The organism is Streptomyces sp. HNM0645 (genome assembly GCF_030056615.1).
Lineage (GTDB): Bacteria > Actinomycetota > Actinomycetes > Streptomycetales > Streptomycetaceae > Streptomyces > Streptomyces marianii.
In genome coordinates this window covers 19,201-39,516 of record NZ_JASHLT010000012.1, presented here as the reverse complement: position 1 = coordinate 39,516, position 20,316 = coordinate 19,201, and the positions used below count along the sequence as shown (strand labels likewise).

At 70.1% G+C, this 20,316-nt stretch carries 18 protein-coding genes; 12 read left to right on the top strand and 6 right to left on the bottom strand.

Annotated elements, in window-relative coordinates; all coding sequences use genetic code 11:
- Positions 1-445 precede the first annotated feature (445 nt).
- From QMZ92_RS09760 to QMZ92_RS09750, 3 genes are all read left to right on the top strand, one after another.
- Positions 446-1,333 carry a glutamate ABC transporter substrate-binding protein gene (locus tag QMZ92_RS09760; protein ID WP_283296850.1) on the top strand — a complete coding sequence of 296 codons (888 nt, stop codon included), beginning with the start codon at positions 446-448 and terminating at the stop codon, positions 1,331-1,333.
- 270 nt (positions 1,334-1,603) lie between these two features.
- On the top strand, positions 1,604-2,296 hold the full coding sequence (locus QMZ92_RS09755; protein WP_283296849.1) for a response regulator transcription factor: 693 nt from the start codon (positions 1,604-1,606) through the stop codon (positions 2,294-2,296).
- Positions 2,297-2,353: 57 nt separating this feature from the next.
- Positions 2,354-2,767, top strand: coding sequence for a type 1 periplasmic-binding domain-containing protein (locus tag QMZ92_RS09750; RefSeq protein WP_283296848.1), 414 nt, complete (start codon positions 2,354-2,356; stop codon positions 2,765-2,767).
- A 237-nt stretch (positions 2,768-3,004) separates the two neighbouring features.
- Here the strand turns inward: QMZ92_RS09750 and QMZ92_RS09745 are convergent, their stop codons facing one another.
- The gene (locus tag QMZ92_RS09745) at positions 3,005-3,736 is read right to left on the bottom strand and encodes an alpha/beta fold hydrolase (RefSeq protein WP_283296847.1); all 732 of its coding nucleotides are present in this window, start codon (positions 3,734-3,736) and stop codon (positions 3,005-3,007) included.
- 745 nt (positions 3,737-4,481) lie between these two features.
- Here QMZ92_RS09745 and QMZ92_RS09740 point away from each other — a divergent pair.
- From QMZ92_RS09740 to rbsD, 5 genes are all read left to right on the top strand, one after another.
- Complete coding sequence (locus tag QMZ92_RS09740; protein WP_283296846.1) at positions 4,482-5,519, top strand: LacI family DNA-binding transcriptional regulator; 1,038 nt, start codon at positions 4,482-4,484, stop codon at positions 5,517-5,519.
- Positions 5,516-7,036 (top strand): sugar ABC transporter ATP-binding protein, encoded by a 1,521-nt coding sequence (locus QMZ92_RS09735; protein ID WP_283296845.1) that lies wholly within the window; start codon positions 5,516-5,518, stop codon positions 7,034-7,036. Before QMZ92_RS09740 ends, QMZ92_RS09735 begins: the two co-directional genes overlap by 4 nt.
- Positions 7,026-8,981, top strand: a complete 1,956-nt coding sequence (locus QMZ92_RS09730) for an ABC transporter permease/substrate-binding protein (RefSeq protein WP_283296844.1) — start codon at positions 7,026-7,028, stop codon at positions 8,979-8,981. Before QMZ92_RS09735 ends, QMZ92_RS09730 begins: the two co-directional genes overlap by 11 nt.
- A gap of 76 nt (positions 8,982-9,057) precedes the next feature.
- Positions 9,058-9,960: a ribokinase gene (locus QMZ92_RS09725; protein ID WP_283296843.1), complete on the top strand. Its 903-nt coding sequence runs from the start codon at positions 9,058-9,060 to the stop codon at positions 9,958-9,960.
- A complete protein-coding gene (gene rbsD / locus QMZ92_RS09720; RefSeq protein WP_283296842.1) occupies positions 9,957-10,349 on the top strand; it encodes a D-ribose pyranase in 393 nt (130 codons plus the stop codon). Before QMZ92_RS09725 ends, rbsD begins: the two co-directional genes overlap by 4 nt.
- A 138-nt stretch (positions 10,350-10,487) precedes the next feature.
- Here rbsD and QMZ92_RS09715 read toward each other — a convergent pair whose 3' ends face one another.
- A complete protein-coding gene (locus QMZ92_RS09715) occupies positions 10,488-11,126 on the bottom strand; it encodes a response regulator (RefSeq protein WP_283296841.1) in 639 nt (212 codons plus the stop codon).
- Positions 11,123-12,343 (bottom strand): sensor histidine kinase, encoded by a 1,221-nt coding sequence (locus QMZ92_RS09710; protein ID WP_283296840.1) that lies wholly within the window; start codon positions 12,341-12,343, stop codon positions 11,123-11,125. Before QMZ92_RS09710 ends, QMZ92_RS09715 begins: the two co-directional genes overlap by 4 nt.
- A 173-nt stretch (positions 12,344-12,516) precedes the next feature.
- On the opposite strand from QMZ92_RS09710, the gene QMZ92_RS09705 reads away from it, so the two are divergent.
- Both QMZ92_RS09705 and QMZ92_RS09700 read left to right on the top strand, forming a co-directional pair.
- The gene (locus QMZ92_RS09705) at positions 12,517-13,605 is read left to right on the top strand and encodes an ABC transporter permease (RefSeq protein ID WP_283296927.1); all 1,089 of its coding nucleotides are present in this window, start codon (positions 12,517-12,519) and stop codon (positions 13,603-13,605) included.
- Positions 13,602-14,303, top strand: coding sequence for an ABC transporter ATP-binding protein (locus tag QMZ92_RS09700; RefSeq protein WP_283296839.1), 702 nt, complete (start codon positions 13,602-13,604; stop codon positions 14,301-14,303). Before QMZ92_RS09705 ends, QMZ92_RS09700 begins: the two co-directional genes overlap by 4 nt.
- A gap of 362 nt (positions 14,304-14,665) precedes the next feature.
- On the opposite strand, the gene QMZ92_RS09695 is transcribed toward QMZ92_RS09700, so the two are convergent.
- Positions 14,666-14,980, bottom strand: coding sequence for a hypothetical protein (locus QMZ92_RS09695; protein ID WP_283296838.1), 315 nt, complete (start codon positions 14,978-14,980; stop codon positions 14,666-14,668).
- A gap of 815 nt (positions 14,981-15,795) precedes the next feature.
- Here QMZ92_RS09695 and QMZ92_RS09690 point away from each other — a divergent pair.
- Together QMZ92_RS09690 and QMZ92_RS09685 are read left to right on the top strand one after the other, a co-directional pair.
- Positions 15,796-16,683: an MEDS domain-containing protein gene (locus tag QMZ92_RS09690; RefSeq protein WP_283296837.1), complete on the top strand. Its 888-nt coding sequence runs from the start codon at positions 15,796-15,798 to the stop codon at positions 16,681-16,683.
- A complete protein-coding gene (locus tag QMZ92_RS09685) occupies positions 16,680-17,102 on the top strand; it encodes an ATP-binding protein (RefSeq protein ID WP_283296836.1) in 423 nt (140 codons plus the stop codon). Before QMZ92_RS09690 ends, QMZ92_RS09685 begins: the two co-directional genes overlap by 4 nt.
- A gap of 313 nt (positions 17,103-17,415) precedes the next feature.
- Here the strand turns inward: QMZ92_RS09685 and QMZ92_RS09680 are convergent, their stop codons facing one another.
- Both QMZ92_RS09680 and QMZ92_RS36310 read right to left on the bottom strand, forming a co-directional pair.
- Positions 17,416-19,302 carry an MDR family MFS transporter gene (locus QMZ92_RS09680; protein ID WP_283296835.1) on the bottom strand — a complete coding sequence of 629 codons (1,887 nt, stop codon included), beginning with the start codon at positions 19,300-19,302 and terminating at the stop codon, positions 17,416-17,418.
- A gap of 656 nt (positions 19,303-19,958) precedes the next feature.
- A complete protein-coding gene (locus QMZ92_RS36310; protein WP_502962027.1) occupies positions 19,959-20,312 on the bottom strand; it encodes an RNA polymerase sigma factor in 354 nt (117 codons plus the stop codon).
- Between the last annotated feature and the right edge of the window lie 4 nt (positions 20,313-20,316).

Below are 20,316 nucleotides of genomic sequence, written 5' to 3'. Positions count from 1 at the left end.
CAACCGGGCCGTTCTGCGGACGGGTTGAGACCGCGATCCTCCTTCGACAGCACGGAAGCCCCGTGCGTTGCGGCCACCCACCCACATGACCTGCGGCGCCCGATCCGCGCCGCGCGGAAAATGCTCAACGATCACCTGTGCCGACGAGATCCTCAAGTTTTCCTCAGATGTGCGAGGTGCTGCACCTCACGTCAGTATCGTGCGGCTACCACCGTGGAGGTGCAGGGATTCCGATTCCCTGACCGAGCGAGTGTGCTGCGCACATGAGGCCGCATCAACGAGTCGAAGGGAGCAGCCGGCCGGCGCCGCACGGCCCAGCGGGATCCGAAGAGGGGCGGTGCGGGTGCTGCCCCTGCGAACGCCGTGCCACAGCCGGTACCGGGAGCGTCGATGATGCGGCCTCGGTTGCACGTTCTCGTCCAGCAGTCGGTCGAAGGGTGTACTCATGCGGTATCGCAAGTCAGTTGCTGTGGGAATTCTTTGCATCTTGCCGACCACCTCTTCGTGTGGTTTCGATGACGATACCGGCGGCCGAGCGTCGGGTCTGCCCGCGTATCCGGTCACTCCGGAAGTGATGATTGACTCTCCCGTGTTCAAACGCGCCAAGAGGGAGGGGAAGATCGTCATCGGCTCCAAGGACGACCAGCCATTTCTTGCCTCCGTGGATGCGGACGGAGATCGGTCCGGATTCGATATCGAGGTGGCCAGGATGGTGGCGGCCGACCTTGGTTTCTCTGCCGACCAGATCGAGTTCAGGACGGTCCGTTCCGACTCCCGCGAACAGGCCATCGCCCGAGGCGACGTCGACCTCTACGTCGGCACGTACACCATGAACGCCGAACGCATGAAGAAGGTGGACTTCGCGGGCCCGTACCACATGGCGGGCGCGGATCTGCTGGTCCGGATGACCGAGATGCAGATCGACGGCCCCCAGGCTCTCAAGGGCAAGAGAGTCTGCTCGGTGAGCGGGTCCACTCCCCTGCAGGAGATCAAGAAGCCGAACTATGGTGCCATAGCGGTCGAACTTCAGAGTTATCCCGAGTGTGTGCGTCAACTGCTCGACGAGAAGGTCGACGCGGTCACTACTGACGATGCGATTCTCATGGGTTACGCCGCTCAGCATCTGCTGAAAATACGGGTCGTGGGTGCGCCGTTCACGAAGGAGCCCTACGGGATAGGCATGAAGAAGGGTGACCGGGCCCTGAGAGAAGCAGTCAACGATGCACTCGAAGTCCATCGCGACAACGGCGACATCGAGGAGGCCTTTCTCGCGACCCTGGGCCGGTCGGGTTCCTCGTACGGGAATCCTCCGCCGCTTCAGCGCTACCCGTGACCGCGACGAGTCGCACACGACCGTCGACTTCCGTGGTGACGTTGTGCGGATGACGCCACGGACCTGAGCGGCATTTGAGGATCGTCGGCCCATCCATCGGCATCAACCCGGCCGGGACCGAGAACTACCCTTCGGTAGGTCAGAACGGAACTGTTGGTCAGTCAGTCGAAAGTGTCCGCGATGCGGATGACGTCTTGACGCGGCATGCGAAGTCGGAGTGAATTCGCCCCACTGCATCGCCGAACGACTGACAAATGCCAGGGAGCCGGGATGAGACTTCTGCTTGTCGAGGACGACCACCATGTCGCTACCGCAGTGTCCGCGATCCTCACCCGTCACGGATTCGAGGTGGTCCACGCCGGTAGCGGGAAAGAGGCCCTGCAGACACTGTTGATGAACGATGTCGCCCCTTTCGGCGTCATCCTGCTCGACCTGGGTTTGCCCGACCAGGACGGCTACGAGGTGTGCGGCAGGATCCGAAGATGGACCAGCACTCCGGTGATCATGGTTACCGCACGCTCCGACGTTCGGTCCCGGGTACACGGTCTCAACCGTGGAGCCGACGACTACGTCGTGAAGCCGTACAACACCAGGGAACTCATCGCACGGATCCATGCCGTCAGCCGGAGGACCGCCGCGCCGAGGGACGGTCAGGTGCGGCATGGGAGTGATCTGCGCTTCGGCACCGTACGAATCGAGCTGACATCCCGCCGGGTGAGTGTGGCCGGTACGGCGGTGCATCTCACCCGCAAGGAGTTCGACCTCCTGGCGCTGCTGGCACAGCGGCCCGGCGTCGTCTTCCGGAGGGAGCAGATCATCAGCGAGGTGTGGGAGAGCCGTTGGGAGGGCGCGGAGCGCACCCTCGAGGTGCATGTGGCGTCCCTGCGTTCCAAACTGCGGACGTCTACCCTCATCGAGGTGGTCCGCGGGGTCGGATACCGTCTCGCTGCCCCGTCTGCGTAGGGCCCGCACTGACACCGACTTTCCTCAGCGGGGGCGGGCCGGGCAGCGGAGGGTTGGGTGTTCAGCTCCCCCTTCACCGCCTCCGACGCGCCCGGCCCGTCCGGCTTCTCCAGGGCCTACGGCGACCGCCACCGCACGCCCCCCGGTCGCTGGTCGGCCGAGGCGTACGACGCGGTCGGCCTCCTGACGGCCGCCCTGGACACGCTGCCCGCCGCCGACGCCACCGCCGCGACCCCGGCGCAGCGGCTGTTCACGACCACCCACCGGGGCCTGGCCAAGCCCCTCGCCTTCGCCCCCGGCCTGACCCACGCGCTCCAGCTGAGCGACACGTCCCTGTTCCTGTACGAGGCCCCGGGACCGTGCCTTCCACTTCCTGGGGCCGTACGGGAGTGCACCGGCACGGTCCGACTGACCGGGCATCCCGCGCACCCGGGCACCGGTGCCGCGAGCTGCGCACCGAGACAGGCCTGACCGGGCACGAGCGCGGAGGGCGCGAACCTCGGCGCGGCGGAAGGCCGTAGGGACGGGGATTCGCGGCCGGGGGAGGGGCGTGCTGCTGCCCACAGCGCATGAGATCGGCCCTGGTCCAGTGGATGCAGAGTGCCGTCTAGTACTCCAGTGCGGTTTCGCAATCCACCCAACCACTCGTGGCTGAGCACCGCAATTGGCTGGTGGGCACGGGGTGCCGGTGCCCCGGTGATGGCGCACTCAGCTGACGGCAGGGAGCTGCCGAGCGAAGCGGCGAACGGCATCGGTGAAGGCGTCTGGGTCGTCGAAGTTCGCGAGATGTCTTGCGCGCGGGATCAACTCGACGCGAGCGTGGGGATGTGCGCGGGCGAAGTCCGCCTCGCCGCCCCGGAAGACGGCGTCCTTCTCGCCGTTCAGGATCAGTACCGGAGCCTCCACAAAACGCATCGCACCCGCGTCGAAGCGTCCCAGTACCTCGCCCCAGGCTGCTGGCAGGGTATGGAAGGCGTAGCCGGAACGGATGGTCGCCTCCACCACTTCTGGTGGGTAGAGCCGTCGCAGTAACCGGTCGTTCCACTGGGCCAGCCAATCCGCCGGTATGCGGGGGACCAGCCTGGCTACCCACCGATATGGCGCTGCCCAGATGCCGCGGGTGGAGGCGCTGGCTCCCGCGAGGATCAGCCCGCGCAGTTGTTCTGGACGACGCCGCGCGAACTCCAGCGAGGCGTATCCGCCGAGCGAGTGCCCGACGACCAGAGCTGGCCCACGGTCGAGCGAGTCCACCGCGGAAGCGATGATCTCTGTCGCACTGCTCAGGCTCCAGGCTTGAGCCGAGCGCTCCCCATGACCGGGCAGGTCGACGGCGGCTACCGGGAATTCGTCCCGGAGTGCAGCAATCTGCACGCTCCACTGCCCCGCGCTGAAGCGCGTCCCGTGAACGAGGACTATGGGCACTGCATCCGCTGCCGTCATCAGTTCCCCCAGGGTGGTACCGTCCAGCCGACTCTACCGGCGCGGTCTCCCTCGCGATCAAGGGAGCTGGAAGTGCTTAGGCGCGGGCCGTGGCCCGAGGCTCAACTCGGCCGAAGCTGCCCGCGATCCGGGCCATGACTTGGTCGAACATCGCCCGCCAACAACCAGGGTCTACGCTATGGCCCGCGGCCACCGCACGATCTTCGTTTGTCCACACACCAACCGATGATCACGCGGTGGCCGTACCCGATCCCAGCCGGGTCCGCCGCAAGATCGCGAAACCAGACTGGAGTACTAGGCGCAGGCAGCCGCGTTGTGCGAGGGGCTGCGGGGCCGTGCGGTGCGGGACTCGGTTCCCGTGCGCCCTCGTCGCCGTCCGTGGTAGCGGGCCGCACCGGCGGCGCGGGCGACCTGGTCGCTCACGGCGCACTACGGAGGCCGGTCAGGGCGGCGGCCGTCTCGAGGCGGAAGGGGCGGCACAGTACGGCTCGCGCCCGATGCGGGGCCGCCGCGGCGACGGGAACATCGCGAGCTTGCGTTGCACACCACCCCTGCCTCCCTTCGGCAGGGGCCACGGTCGTGCCGGGCCCGGAGGCTCTCTTGCAGGTCCGCGACGGCGGGGTCACGATCCGGTCTCGTCCTTCACCACCCCCTTGCCGACCTCCCGTGTAATCGATTCCAATCTTCCCTGCGCAGATCATGTAATCGATTCCATGCGTCATTCCACAAGAGAGGTGGACCAGCGATGGCGAGTATCAAGGACGTCGCCGCCGAGGCGGGCGTCTCCGTCGCCACGGTCTCGCGTGTCCTGAACGACCATCCGTCGGTCAGTGCGGACGCACGCTCGCGCGTGCTGGCCGCCGTCGAGACGCTGGGTTACCGCCCGAACGCCGTCGCCCGTTCCCTGCGTACCGACCAGACCCACACCCTCGGCCTGGTCATCAGCGATGTGCTCAACCCGTACTTCACCGAGCTGGCCCGCTCCGTCGAGGAAGAGGCCCGCGCGCTCGGCTACAGCGTGATCATCGGGAACGCCGACGAGCGGCCCGACCTCCAGGACCACCACGTACGGAACCTGCTGGACCGCCGTATCGACGGCCTCCTCGTCTCCCCCACCGACGGTGGCTCTCCGCTGATGCTGGACGCCGCTCGCGCGGGGACGCCGATGGTGTTCGTGGACCGGTGGATCCCGGGTGTGGACGTGCCCGTGGTGCGTGCGGACGGGCGGGCGGCCGTACGGGACCTGGTCGCGCATCTGTACGGCCTCGGGCACCGGCGCCTCGCGATCATCGCGGGACCCGCCGCGACCACGACCGGACGGGAGCGCGTGGAGGCATTCAGGGAGGCGCTCTGCGCGTACGGTCTCGACCTCCCCGACGCCTACATAGGCCAGGGAGACTTCCAGGCCGAGAGCGGGCGCCGGGTCACCGAGGGCCTCCTCGACCTGCCCGAGCCCCCCGAGGTCGTCTTCGCGGCCGACAACCTGATGGCACTCGGCGCCCTGGACGCCGTGCGCGCGCGTGGGATGCGCGTTCCCGACGACCTCGCGCTCGCCGCCTTTGACGACATCCGGTGGTTCGTGCACACCGATCCGCCGATCACCGCCATCGCCCAGCCCACCGGCGAGCTGGGGCGCGCCGCGGTGCGCGCGCTGGTCGCGCGGATCGAGGGGCGGCCGGGTGAGTCCGTAACCCTTTCCGCCCGTCTCGTCGTACGCCGTTCGTGCGGCGAGCCCCCCTCAGCCGTACCGCCCCTGTCCCCCGTACGAAGGAGTATGCCGTGAGCAACCCGGACGAGTTGCTGCGTATCGAGGGCATCCGCAAGACCTTTCCCGGCGTGGTCGCGCTCGACGGCGTCGACTTCGATCTGCGCCGGGGTGAGGTGCATGTGCTGCTCGGCGAGAACGGGGCCGGCAAGAGCACGCTCATCAAGATGCTCTCCGGTGCCTACACGCCCGATGCCGGGCGGATCCTGGTGGATGGTGAGGAGGCGCACATCAATGGTGCGCGCGACTCCGAGCGACTCGGGATCGCCACCATCTATCAGGAGTTCAATCTCGTTCCCGATCTGTCCGTCGCCGAGAACATCTACCTCGGGCGGCAGCCCAGGCGGCTCGGGATGGTCGACCGGAAGCGGATGGAGGCCGACGCCGAGGAACTGCTCGAGCGCGTCGGCGTGAACGTGTCCCCACGCGCGCGCGTGCGTGAACTCGGAATCGCCCGGCTGCAGATGGTCGAGATCGCCAAAGCGCTCAGTCTCGACGCGCGCGTGCTCATCATGGACGAGCCGACCGCCGTACTGACCACTGAGGAGGTCGAGAAGCTGTTCGCCATCGTGCGGCAGCTGCGGGCGGACGGTGTCGGGGTCGTGTTCATCACGCATCACCTGGAGGAGATCGCCGCCCTCGGGGATCGCGTGACGGTCATCCGTGACGGGAAGACCGTCGGTCAGGTGCCTGCCTCCACCGGCGAGGACGAACTCGTACGGCTCATGGTGGGGCGGTCGATCGAGCAGCAGTACCCGCGGGAACGGGGCGATGCCGGGGTCGCGCTGCTGACCGTCGAGGGGCTCACGCGGGACGGGGTCTTCCATGACGTGAGCTTCGAGGTGCGGGCCGGTGAGGTGGTGGGGATCGCGGGGCTCGTCGGAGCCGGTCGTACCGAGGTGGTGCGGGCCGTCTTCGGAGCCGACCCGTACGACAAGGGGGCCGTGAGGGCCGGTGGTGCCGCGGTGAAGCGCCATGACGTCAACGCCGCCATGGCCGCCGGGATCGGACTCGTGCCCGAGGACCGCAAGGGGCAGGGGCTGGTGCTCGACGCCTCCGTCGAGGAGAACCTCGGGCTGGTCACCTTGCGGAAGGCGACCCGCGCGGGGCTCGTCGACCTGAAGGGCCGGCGGGAGACCGCCGGGCGGATAGCGGAGCAGCTCGGAGTGCGGATGGCCGGGCTGGGCCAGCATGTGCGGACCCTGTCCGGTGGCAACCAGCAGAAGGTCGTCATCGGCAAGTGGCTGCTCGCCGACGCCAGGGTACTGATCCTCGACGAGCCGACGCGCGGGATCGACGTCGGCGCCAAGGTCGAGATCTACCAGCTCATCAACGAACTGACCGCCGCCGGCGCCGCCGTCCTGATGATCTCCAGCGATCTGCCCGAGGTGCTCGGTATGAGCGACCGGGTGCTGGTGATGGCGCACGGGCGGATCGCGGGCGAGCTACCCGCCGACGAGGCGACCCAGGACGCAGTGATGGCGCTCGCCGTCAGCAACCCCACTACGGAAACGGAGGCCACCCGTGGCCACTGACACCATCAAGAGCTCCGCGGGCGCGGGTGGCGCCGCCGGCCCCGGAGGGCTGCGTCGGCTGCTGCTCGACAACGGGGCGCTCACCGCGCTCATCGTCCTCGTCGTCGCGCTGTCGGCGCTGTCCGGCGACTTCCTTACCACGGACAACCTGCTCAACATCGGCGTCCAGGCGGCCGTCACCGCGATCCTCGCCTTCGGCGTCACCTTCGTCATCGTCGCGGCGGGTATCGACCTGTCGGTCGGCTCCGTCGCCGCGCTGTCCGCCACCGTCCTCGCCTGGAGCGCGACCAACGAGGGCGTACCGGTCGCCCTGGCGGTGATCCTGGCCGTCGCGACCGGCATAGCCTGCGGCCTGGTCAACGGCTTCCTCGTCTCGTACGGCAAACTCCCGCCGTTCATCGCGACACTCGCCATGCTGTCCGTGGCGCGCGGGCTGTCGCTGGTCATCTCTCAGGGCACGCCGATCGCCTTTCCGGAATCGGTCTCGCACCTCGGCGACACACTCGGCGGCTGGCTGCCGGTGCCCGTGCTGGTGATGGTCGTCATGGGTCTGATCACGGCGTTCGTGCTGGGGCGGACGTACATCGGGCGGTCCATGTACGCGATCGGCGGCAACGAGGAGGCGTCCCGGCTGTCCGGGCTGCGGGTGAAGAAGCAGAAGCTCGCCATCTACGCGCTGTCCGGGCTGTTCGCCGCCGCCGCGGGCATCGTGCTCGCCTCCCGGCTGTCCTCCGCGCAGCCGCAGGCCGCGCAGGGCTACGAACTGGACGCCATCGCGGCCGTCGTCATCGGCGGTGCCTCGCTCGCGGGCGGTACCGGCAAGGCGTCCGGGACACTGATCGGTGCGCTGATCCTGGCGGTGCTGCGCAACGGCCTCAACCTCCTCTCGGTGTCCGCCTTCTGGCAGCAGGTGGTCATCGGCGTGGTCATCGCGCTGGCCGTGCTGCTCGACACCGTGCGGCGCAAGGCGGGGGCGACTCCGGTGGGTGCCGGTGGGGGCGGCAGCAAGGGCAGGCAAGCGGTCACGTACCTCCTTGCCGCCGTGGTCGCGGCCGCGGTCGTGGGAGCGACCTCGCTGCTGCACGGCGGCTCGTCGACGGCCGCGCAGCAGAAGATCGGACTGTCGCTCTCCACGCTCAACAACCCCTTCTTCGTGCAGATCCGGGCGGGCGCGGAGGCCGAGGCGAAGAAGCTCGGCGTCGACCTCACCGTCACCGACGCGCAGAACGACGCCTCGCAGCAGGCCAACCAGCTGCAGAACTTCACCAGCGAGGGCCTGGCGTCGATCGTCGTCAACCCGGTGGACTCGGACGCGGCGGGCCCGGCGGTACGGGCCGCCAACCGTGCCGGCATTCCCGTCGTCGGCGTCGACCGGGGCGTCACCAAGGCGAAGACGGCCGCGCTGGTCGCCTCCGACAACGTCGAGGGCGGCGAGCTGGGGGCCCGGGCGCTCGCCGAGAAACTCGGCGGCACGGGCACGATCGTCATCCTGCAGGGCCAGGCCGGTACCTCCGCCAGCCGGGAGCGCGGCGCCGGCTTCGCCGAAGGGCTGAAGGCATACCCGGGCATCAAGGTGGTCGCCAAGCAGCCCGCCGACTTCGACCGCACCAAGGGCCTCGACGTGATGTCGAACCTCCTCCAGGCGCACCCCGGCATCGACGGCGTCTTCGCCGAGAACGACGAGATGGCGCTCGGTGCGATCAAGGCACTGGGCTCGAAGGCCGGTACGTCGGTCCAGGTGGTCGGCTTCGACGGTACGCCGGACGGGCTGCAGGCGGTCGGGGACGGGACCCTGTACGCGTCGGTGGCCCAGCAGCCGAGGGAACTCGGCCGGATCGCCGTGGACAACGCCCTGCGTGCCGCCGAGGGCGAGAAGGTGAGTGCGACGGTGAAGGTGCCGGTGAAGGTGGTCACCAAGGAGAACGTGGCCGGCTTCGGCGGCTGACGTCCCACGTCCGTCGCCGGCCGACGCTTCGGGCTCCAGTCGCAAATCCAGGTACGGGTATCAGGGGAGACCTTTCATGTACGACTACGACCTCCTTGTCATCGGGTCGGCCAACGCCGACCTGGTGATCGGGGTCGAGCGGCGGCCGGGGCCGGGGGAGACGGTGCTCGGCTCCGATCTGGCCGTCCATCCGGGCGGCAAGGGCGCCAACCAGGCAGTCGCGGCCGCCAGGATGGGAGCGCGTACGGCTCTGCTGGCCCGGGTCGGTGACGACGCGTACGGCCGGCTGCTGCTCGACGCGCAGCGGGCGGCCGGGGTCGACACGGCGGGCGTGCTGGTCGGCGGCGCGCCGACCGGCGTCGCGCTGATCACCGTGGACCCGTCCGGTGACAACAGCATCGTCGTGTCGCCGGGGGCGAACGGGAAGCTCACGCCAGGGGACGTGCGGGCGGCGCGGGGCCTCCTCCGCGCCTCCCGCGTGGTGTCGGCGCAGTTGGAGATCCCGCTGGAGACGGTGGCGGAAGCGGTGCGGAGCCTGGCGCCCGGCACCCGCTTCGTACTGAATCCGTCGCCGCCGCGCCCCCTGCCGCCGGAGGTGCTGGCGGCGTGCGACCCGCTGATCGTGAACGAGCACGAGGCGAGGGTGATCCTCGGTGACGAGCCGGTCGGTGACGAGCCCGCCGACTGGGCGCGGATCCTGCTCGCGCGCGGGCCGCGTTCGGTGGTCGTGACGCTGGGTGCGCGGGGTGCGTTGGTGGCGTCGACGCAGGGGGCGGCCATGGTGCCCGCGGTGAAGGTGGACGCCGTCGACACCACCGGCGCGGGCGACGCCTTCACGGCGGCGCTGGCCTGGCGGCTGGGGCAGGGCGACGCGCTCGCGGACGCGGCGGCGTACGCGACGCGGGTCGGGGCCGCGGCGGTGACGAAGCCGGGAGCGCAGGGGTCCTATCCGACGCCGGAAGAGGTCGCCGCGCTGTGAAGAAGGCCGGGATCCTCAACCGTCATCTCGCCGGGGCTCTCGCGGAGCTGGGACACGGCGACGAGGTGCTGGTGTGTGACGCCGGGATGCCGATCCCGGGCGGGCCACGCGTCGTCGACCTGGCCTTCCGGGCCGGGGTGCCGTCATTCGCCGAGGTGCTGGACGGGCTGCTCGCCGAACTGGTCGTGGAGGGCGCGACCGCGGCGACGGAGGTACGGCGGGCCAATCCGGAGGCGGCCGCGCTGCTGGACGGGCGCTTCCCCGAGCTCGGCCTCGTACCGCACGAGCGGCTCAAGGGGCTGTCGGGGGGCGCGCGGCTCGTCGTACGCACCGGGGAGGCGTCGCCGTACGCGAATGTGCTGCTGCGCTGCGGCGTCTTCTTCTCGTAGTACCTGGTCAGGCCGGTGGCGACCGGCAGGCCGCCCCCGCCGCGAAGAGCTTCCGGGCCCTGCTCGTTGAAGAGATCGGCAGCCGCACCTGGCCCGGCCGGGCCACCGCCCGCGCGGAGGTCTTCGACCGAGTGCCGGTCAGCGACGGATCAGGCCGAGGTCGGTGGCGGTGGCAACGGCGGCGGTGCGGGAGTCGACGTCGAGCTTGGTGTAGATGCGGGCGAGGTGGGACTTGATCGTCCCTTCGGTCAGGTGGAGGCGCTGGCCGACGGCCTGGTTGGACAGGCCGTCGGCGACCAGGACGAGGACTTCGGTCTCGCGCCGGGTCAGAGCGGTGCCGGGGGTGCGTAGCCGGTTCATCAGCCGGTCCGCGACGGTGGGTGCCAATGTGGTGCCTCCGGTGGCCGCGGTGCGTACGGCGATGGCCAGGTCCTCGGGCGGGGCGTCCTTGAGGAGGTAGCCGGTGGCGCCGGCTTCGATGGCGGGCAGTGTGTCGGCGTCGGAGTCGTAGGTGGTGACGATCAGCACGCGGGGCGCCCCCGGCCGGGCGGTGATCTGAGCGGTTGCTTCGGCACCGCCCATGCCTTTGCCGAACTGCAGATCCATCAGCACGACGTCGATGTCGCCTCCGGCGGCGCGGCTGACGGCGTCCTCGGCAGTGGCGGCTTCGGCCACGACGACGACGCCGGGCTCGGTTTCCAGCACCGCGCGCAGTCCGGCCCGTACCACGGGGTGGTCGTCGGCCAGGAGCAGGCGGATGGGGGCGTCGTCGGTCACGGGCGGGCCTCGGGACGGGTCGTGGCCGGGGACGGCAACGGCAGTCGAGCGGCCAGGGCGGTGCCGAGGCCGGGGGCGGATTCGATGGTGAGGGTGCCGCCGAGGGCATGGGCGCGGGCGCGCATGGCGGCCAGTCCGAATCCGCCGGCCTCGAGATCGGGGGCAGGCAGGCGGGCGGCGTCAAAGCCGCGTCCGTCGTCGAGGACGTCGAGGACGACGCGGTCCCCGAGATAGCTGAGGGTGACTTCGGCGGTGGTGGCCTCGGCGTGGCGGACGGTGTTGGCGAGGGCGGACTGGGCGATGCGCAGCAGGGCTACCTCGTGTGCGGTGGCGAGCAGGGCGGGGTCTCCGGTGAGGTGGAAGCGTGCGGTGAGCCGGTGCCGGGCGGACGTGGTGGTGCACAGGCGTTCCAGGGCGCCTGCCAGGGTGGTGCCTTCCAGCGTGGGAGGGGTGAGGGCGGCGACGAAGCGGCGGGCCTCGGCGAGGTTGTCGACGGCGGCCTGCCGGGCCTGGTCGACGTGGCGGGCGGCGTTCTGCGGCGCGTGGGGCAGTGCTCGTTCGGCTGCGCGCAGCAGCAGTTGGATGCTGGAGAGGCCCTGGGCGAGGGTGTCGTGGATCTCACGGGCCAGCCGGTCGCGTTCGGCCAGCACACCGGCGGTGTGCTGGGCGGCGGCCAGGTCGGCGCGGGTGGCGGTGAGCTCCTCGATCAGTCTGCGGCGGTGTTCGCTCTCCTGGTACAGGGTCTGGTACCCCCACACCACCGCGACCGCCACGGCCGCGCCGAGGGCGGGGCCGATGGCCATGGCGGGGCTGAAGGAGTGCTGGTGGGCGGCGAAGCCCGCGATGGCTGCGGCGGCGGTGGCGGCCACCGCCGTCAGTCCGGCGCGGCGGGGCAGCAGGTGCAGCAGGAGGAAGTACAGCGGAAAGGCCACCCACACGGCGTCGGGGGACAGGGCGAGCAGCGCCAGCCAGCAGGCGCCCACGGAGGTCAGCCACAGTGCGGCGGCCCGCCGTGAACGGCGCACGGGCGGCAGCACCGGCCCGGCCGCGTACACCAGGCCGCACGCTGCCGACGCGGCGACGATCAATCCGGCATGGGGCCGGCTGTCGGCCACGGCCCGGCCGGCGGCCAGGGCGAGCAGGCCGATGACCAGCAGGTGCAGGCACCAGGCCAATGCTCGGGTGGTCGGGGTCAGGGCGGGGGCAGCGGGGTTCACAGTGCGTCCCAGGTTACGGATGCCGGCGCCCTGGGGCCTCCATCGAAAGTTGGAACCCGCGTGCCGACTTTTCGGCCCGCCAAGTGCCGTCCTGCGCCGGACGCGCACGCAGGGGGCCGGCTGCGACGGTGGGGTCGTACCGCTTCCACCGCCGGAAAGGGCAGGCCAAGGACGTGTTCGTCGCCTGGAGAGACCTGAAGTTCGCCAAGGGGCGCTTCGCCCTGATGGGGACCGTCATCGTGCTGATCACCCTGCTGGTCGGACTGCTGTCCGGACTGACCGCCGGACTGGGCCGGCAGAACGTCTCCGCGATCACGCGGCTGCCCGTCGACAAGATCGCCTTCCAGGCGCCCACCGGCGGGCAGGACCCGTCGTACTCCAACTCCACCGTCACCCGGCGGCAGTGGCAGCAGTGGTCCGAGTCGCCCGGCGTCGAAAGCGCCGAACCGCTGGGGATCACCACCACCAAGGCCACGGCCGGGGACAGAAGTACCGGGGTCTCGGCCTTCGGCGTCGAGCCGGGCTCGAGCCTCGCCCCGCGCAGCGACGAGATCACTGACAGGGTGGCGGTGCTGTCCACCGCAGCCGCCGACGACCTCGGAGTGCAGGCCGGCGACTCCCTCACCCTGGCAGGCCGGCAGCTGACGGTGGCGGCCGTCGAGGGCGACGCCCACTTCAGCCACGCCCCGGTGATCTGGACCAGCCTGAGCACCTGGCAGAACATCGCGCCGCCGGTCGGCAGCGGGGAGGTCCCGAGGGCCACCGTCATCGCCCTGAACACCATCTCCACGGCCGATACGGCGGTCACCGACCACCGGGCCGGCACCAAGACGGTCTCCACCGAAGACTCACTGTCCGCGATCGGCTCCTACGCCTCCGAAAACGGCTCCCTGCAACTGATGCGCGGCTTCCTGTTCGCGATCTCCGCCCTCGTCATCGGTGCCTTCTTCACCGTCTGGACGATCCAGCGCAGCGGCGACGTCGCCGTCCTCAAGGCTCTGGGCGCCTCCACCGGCAATCTGCTCAAGGACGCCCTCGGACAGGCCATCGTCCTGCTCGCCGGCGGCACCCTGCTCGGCACCGGCATCGCCGCCGCCCTCGGTGCCCTGCTGTCCGACAGCGCTGTGCCGTTCCTCCTCACCCCCGCGACCGTCCTTGTCCCGGCCGTCGTGATCATCCTCCTCGGTGCGCTCGGCGCCGCCCTGTCCATCCGCCGCATCACCTCCGTCGACCCGCTGACCGCCCTGGGGACCGCCCGATGAGTCTGAACCTGACCGACATCACCCTCACCTACCCCGACGGCGACACCCGCCTGACCGCCCTCGACCACGTCACCCTCGATGTGCCCCGGGGCACTATGACCGCCGTGGTGGGCCCCTCCGGCTCCGGCAAGTCCAGCCTCCTCGCCGTCGCCGCCACCCTGATCACCCCCGACACCGGCACCGTCACCGTCGACGGCCGGACCACCACCGGCCTCACCCGCGGTGAACTCACCGAACTGCGCCGCCGCAAGATCGGCATCGTCTTCCAGCAGCCCAACCTGCTGCCCTCCCTCACCTCCGCCGAACAACTCCAGGTCATGGCGCAGATCGACGGCCGCAACCCGCGCGCCGCCCACACCCGGGCGATGGAACTCCTCGACGCCGTCGGTCTCGCCGACCAGGCCGGTCACCGCCCCCACCAGCTCTCCGGCGGCCAGCGCCAGCGCGTCAACATCGCCCGGGCCCTGATGAACGACCCCACCGTCCTCCTGGTCGACGAACCCACCAGCGCCCTCGACCACGAACGCGGCGCAGCAGTCCTCGACCTGATCACCGGCCTCACCCACCGGCAGGCCACCGCCACCGTCCTGGTCACCCACGACCCCACTCACCTCACCGCCGTCCACCAGGTCGCCGAAGTCCACGATGGAAGGCTCGTCCTCTCGGCCCCAACTGAGTTGGGGAGAGGTGGGCAGTAGGCGGGCGTCCGCCGCGCCGATGCGCACCGCCCGGCTGTCGTTGGCGCAGTTCGCCCGGGTTTCAGCGGTGGTGGGGCTGATGCCGAACGGGTCGGGGATGACGACGAGCGACGCATGGCGACCCGCGAACGCGGCGACGACCGAGACCGGAGTCCTTCTCGGTCCGGCTTCTCCACACGGTCATCTCCAGTGTGTCCGGGGGAAAGGCCCCGCTCCTTCCCCGTCGTGGACCAGCGGCAGGAGATGACGCCTCTCGGCTCCGTCGACTTGGCGGTCCGAGGATCGCCGTGGGAACGGCGGCGGTCCCGTCCGGTGGTGGGGCCGCCGCCGTGTGAGGGCCGCCTGGTGGCCCGGTGCATGTGCTAGCCGAGGAGCCGGCCGAGGCCGAGGAGTCCGCCGCTCAGTCCGCCGCCCATGCGGTTGCCCATGCTGCCGTCGGCGACGCTGTGGGTGCTGGAGCTCATCGCTCCGTCGGGGCCGGCCATGCTGTTGCGCTCGATGTAGTAGGTGCCGCCGTTGGCGCTGGTGCCGCTCATGACGTGGCTGGAGACCGCACCGTTGGGGCCGGCGGCCGTGGTGTGCTGCCCGTAGCCGTCCGCGCTGGCCGCTCCCACGGAAGCGATCGCGGCGGGTACGAGTACGGCGGTGACGACGGCAGTACGCAGGACCTTACGCATGACAGATGCTCACTTTCCCTGTTGTGTGCGCCCGTTGTGGGCCTGACGCATGTCATTCGGATCCCGTGGTGATGCGGATTGCCCCGAAACACACTCTTTGGGAAGTTGTTCGACTCGATCTCGCAGGTGAGGGGTGAGGTGGTTCGAAATGAGGTCCACTCATTCGGTGGAGGTGGAGCTCCCCGCCCGGTGAGGAGCCAACCTCGCGAGCAGTTCACCGGATCGGGCATGGCTGGTGGAGGCGTCCGAGGTGCTCGGCGGATCGTCTCGAACGGCATAGAGCGTTCTGGCGGCTCACCGCGCAGGACCAGGGCCGGCGGCCGGCCGGTAGGACAGCCCTTCCTCGACTTGTGATGCAGAGCTCAGCAACCTCCGAGGGCCCCGACCGGGTGCGGTCGGGCGGCCGGAGTCGCCTCCCGTTCGCAGGAGGGCAAGCCATGCCCCGAACCACCGCGACAGCGGAGGGCCGTGTCAACTGCCAACGCGGCTGCCACTTGCGCGAGTGGCGCTCCGGTGTCGTCGACCAGGAGCGAGGGTACGGCGTGGTACTCCAGGTGACCCCGCTTCTTCGCCGGCTGTGGCGATACCCCGGCGACCCTGACCTGGCCGTTCTCGATGAGCCTGAGTGCGATGGTACGCAGATCGAAGGTTCTGTGGGCTTTGTGATTCAGGTTCGGACCTCTTCGCGTCGGCTTCGATCGGTAGCGGTCCTGCGGCCCCTCCCGGCTTGTCGCGCTATAGCGTCGCTGTCCTTATCACTGCTGTGGTGGCTCTTCATTGAGCTGGTGACGCCGGTCGGGCGGAGGGAGGTGGCCGTGGCCGTTCCAGTGGATGCTCGTACTCTGGCGGTGGAGCAGATGCGGCTGGGGGATCATGCTTTTGCGCACTACGCGGACGATCAGGCGCGCTGGGGTGTGCTGGGAGTGTTCGCGCAGCTCGGATTGGCGCGTGGTGAGAAGGTCGTCGTCCTGGCTGATCCCGCCGTCTCGGACGACGAGGTGTTCCAGCGGTTGTTTCCGCATGCGGGGTCGTCGTCCGAAGCGGCGCGGGAACACGGCCAGCTGGAGTTCACCAGCATGCGCGAGCTGATCCATCCCCAACGGCACTTCACTGCGGAGCGGCAGCTGGGGCGCCTGAGGGAGGAGACCGAACGGGCCCTCGCCGACGGGTACACCGGGCTGCGGTCGGTCATCGACATGGCCTGGGTTCAGGACCTGGAGATGGACATCGAGGGCGTCATGCACCGCGAACTCCACGCCGAAGCCCTCTTCACAGACTGCCGATACGCGGAGATCTGCACGTACGACCGCCGTCGCTTCGCTCCCGAGACGGTGGAGGCCATGCGCCTGGGGCACCCCGTCGCCCTGCTGGAGCAGCCGGGGCAGCTGGGAGCCTCCCATTCCGACCAAGGGCTGCGACTGGTCGGCGAAGCGGACTGGTCAACCCGAGAGCAGTGGAACGCCGCTTTCCAGGCCGCGCTTGCCGGCCCCGGCCGTGACGAGCCGCTGACGGTCGACCTCACCCCGCTGACCTTCCTGTCCGTGACCTGCGCGGCGGAAGTACTGCGACAGGTCGAACGGTGCGGCCCGCGTGAGCGGTTGGAGGTTCACTGCACCCCGTTCCACGCAGAGCTGTTCCGCCGCCTCGGAGCTCGTCAGATCGAAGCTCTGGTCCTGGTCGAGAGCGAGGGAGCCACGCGATGACCGCCCAGACCATCGCGACCCAGGACGAAGGAGAGCTGCTTCTGCAGTCGCGGTTCCACGCCGCCGACCTGGCGAGGGTGCGCATCGAGGTCGACCTCCACATGTCCACGACCACCCTCACCGAGCAGCGCCGCGCCCAGTTCGTCCTGGCCGCGCACGAGGTGATGTGCAACGCCGTACGGCACGGGGGAGGCGAGGGGACCCTCAGGCTCTACCGGAGTGCAGACGGTGTGTGCTGCCGGGTGACCGACGAAGGGCCCGGCCTCAGCGAAGAAATGATTCCGCGCACGCTGCCCTCTCCGGACGCCTCGAACGGCCGGGGCCTCTGGCTTGTCCGCGAGCTGACCGACCGTATGGAAATCGCACGGCACGCCGCCGGTTCCAGCATCACCTTCGCGATGGGCTTCGACGCCGCGTAGCGAGACGCGCACATGACGGGGACCGGCCGGAAGGGCGGCCCTCGGCGGGCTTCCGTGGGCGGACACGAGGGCGTCGCCACGGTCGACGAAGCCGACCGCTGGTAGGCGGGGCAGAACGTGCTCCGCACGTCTCCGGTGCGGTTCGCGCGACGAAGGCCCGATCGACGTCGGGGAGTCCTTCTCGGCGCACAAGGTGCCCACCGCCCGTATGTCAGGGTTCCCGTCGGTCCGTGGCCGCAGGTCCCCTGACGGTGCAGGGCCGGGGGTGCCCGCTGCGGCGAGCCCGGTCCGGCGATGCGGCGGCACTGCGTGGTCACCCCGGAGGGAGGTCGTCCTGGCCGGTCAGCGCCTTGTCGAGCCGCTCCAGGAGGGCCTCGACGGTGGCATGTTCCTCCGTGGCCCAGGTGCCGACGACATCGTGCAGTATGCGTCGGCGCGAGGCCGTCAGGTGCGCGGCGACCTCACGTCCCTCTCCGGTGAGGACCAGGGTGGTGCCGGAGGCCCTGGCGAGGCCGTGGGCTTCGAGCGCCTCCACGGCGTTGCCGATGATGCTCGCGTCGACCACGCTGTGCTGCTTGAGCCTTCGCAGGTCCAAGGGCGATTCGCGGAGCGCCGTGATGAGCAGCCAGCAGGCCTGGGGCGGCAGTCGGACGTCGGCGGTCTCGGCGATCCGGGTGAAGAGGCTGCGCAGTACCTGCCGATTGCCGGCCGCTGAGAGGATGCGCTCCACCTCCTCGATGGACGTGCGGGGGACCGGTGCGGTGCGGAGCGGGTCCGCGGTCTCCGGGGGAGTGGCACCGGGCTGGAGTGGGATCTCCCGCAGGAACCACGACAGTGCGAAGGCGATGAGCGCCAGGCCGACGGACCCCAGGTACGTCTCCCTGATGGACAGCGTGTATGCGTCCAGCAGGGTCGGAACGGCACGCAGCGCGGCGATGTCGAGATCGCGCATGGCCTCTTCCTCCGCGAGGTTGTGCCCCAGCCGGACGGCGAACACCGTGCCCACGACGGCGACGCCGAGGGTCCTGCCCAGGGACCGGAAGTAGCCGATGCCGGACACGGACACGCCGAGGTCCTCGTACCCCACCGCGTTCTGCACCGCCAGGGTCAGGATCGGAGCCGTGAGCCCGAAGCCGACACCGAAGACGGCGAGTGAGCCGACGACCGTCCAACTGCTGCTCCGCGCGTCCAGCAGGTGGGTCAGTACGAGCCCGACGGAGGTCAGGCCGGTGCCGGCGATCAGGCACGGCTTGTAGCGTCCGGTCCGGCTGACCAGTTCTCCGCTTGCCAGCGATCCCGCGGTGATCCCGACGACCAGCGACACCATGATCAGGCCCGTGCCGAAGGGACTGGAGCCCATGGCGATCTGGAGGAACAGCGGGAGGTAGACGGACGTCGCGGCCTTCGCGGCACCCATGAGGAACGCGACCGCGGCCAGGAGCGCGAAGACGGTGCTGCCGAACAGCCTGGGAGGCATCAGGGGATGTGGCGCCCTGCGCTCGCGGGCCAGGAACAGCCCACCGAGCATGACGGCGAGCACGAGGTACGCGATCACCTGCCAGGCCTTCCAGGACGGACCCCCCAGGGAGACGCTCAGCAGCAGGCAGGTACTGAGGGCGGCGAGGAGCCCAAGACCGATGTAGTCGAAGCCGCGGCGCACCCCGTGCGGTTCGGGGACGCGCAGGGCAACGCTGCTGCCGATGAACGCGAGGGCGCTGAGGACGGCGGTACCGTAGAAGATCCAGCGCCAGGAGGCGTACTGTGCGAGAAGGCCTCCCGCCAGCGGTGCGAGACCCGTGCCGATGGCGAACATCGCATTCAGGGAACCCTGTCGGCGTCCCCGGTCCTCCGGCGGCACCAGATCGCTGACCACGGCCAGCGAAAGCACCACCAGTCCGCCGCTGCCGAGGCCCTGGACGACCCGGAAGACGATGAGTTGGGTCATGCTCTGGGCGGCGCCCGCCAGGACGCAGCCCACCAGCAGGATGAGAAGGTCGGCCTGAAGGGCCCGCCGCCTGCCGTACATGTCGCCGAACTTGCCCCAGAGCGGGGCGGAGACAGTGGCGGCCAGCAGGTTGACCCCCACCACCCATACCAGGTCGTGCACGCCTCCGAGGTCGGCCACGAGGTTGGGCAGGGCGACACCGAGAGCCGTCTGGTCGAAGGCGGCCACGAGCATCCCGAGTTGGAGCACTCCCATGGTTGTCCGCAGTGGACGCGGCTGCCGCGTGCGCCGTTTCCCGGATTCGAACACTCCCAATGCCCCACCACGATCGTCACTCTCGAAATGTCGAACCGATTGTGGTGGGCGGACTGCGGGCGATCTGTGGCGACACGCTGCTCGACGTGCCGCGGCGACGGCCCGAACCGCTGGTCAGGACGGATGGCCACCGACGCCACGTGGCCGTACCCACGCGTGAACAAAGTCCTGACCGTGGACGACACGGTGCCCCAGCCCTACCTCCCTTCGTCCGCCGCCGGGGAGACGAAGGCCCCACCGAGCACCTCCTGCGCGCCGGCCCGGCTGAGCGCCGCATGGCGGTGGCCGCGGCCTCGTGACCGTTCGTCGACTCCACGGTCCGAGGAGGTCGGGTCGGCCTGCCAGGTGCGGTGGGCAGCGCAAGTACCGCCCGGGGGTGAGTGACAGGCGGACTCGCTGACGGGTGCTGCCCCCTGCCTGCAGGGGTGGGTGAAGACCACAGGGCCTCGCCGGTGATCGGCCCTTCCCCGGGCCCCGGCTTGCCCACGGCGTACGGCTTCCTGTCCGGGGTCACGGTCCCTTCCGGTCTGGCGGTGGCGGGGTTGCGACGGCTCGTGGGACGTCCGTGCGGGCCTGGAGGGCGTGGTGAGGGGTCGTCATGGTGGGGACGGGTGTCGCGATCGTCCAGGACGAGGCCCGGTGGTACCTCGGTACGGCGCTGGAGGGCGAGGACACTCCGGAGCCAGGCCCTGCCGCTCGGACGGGACCCTGAGTTCGCCGTGGTCAGGACGCCGCTGGCCTCGCCGTCGTCGGCGATGACGGCGGCCGCTTCCTCCAGGGGGGTCGCCGGAGCTCTGCAGGCCGCGCAGGTGGTCGGTGACCGTGCGCCGGGCGACGGTGAACAGCCACGGGGTGAACCGCTCCGGCTTCCGCAGGCGCGGCAGGCCGCGCACCACCGCGATCCACACCTCCTGAGCAAGGTCGTCCGCGAGGTGGGGCGAGCCGACCATGCCT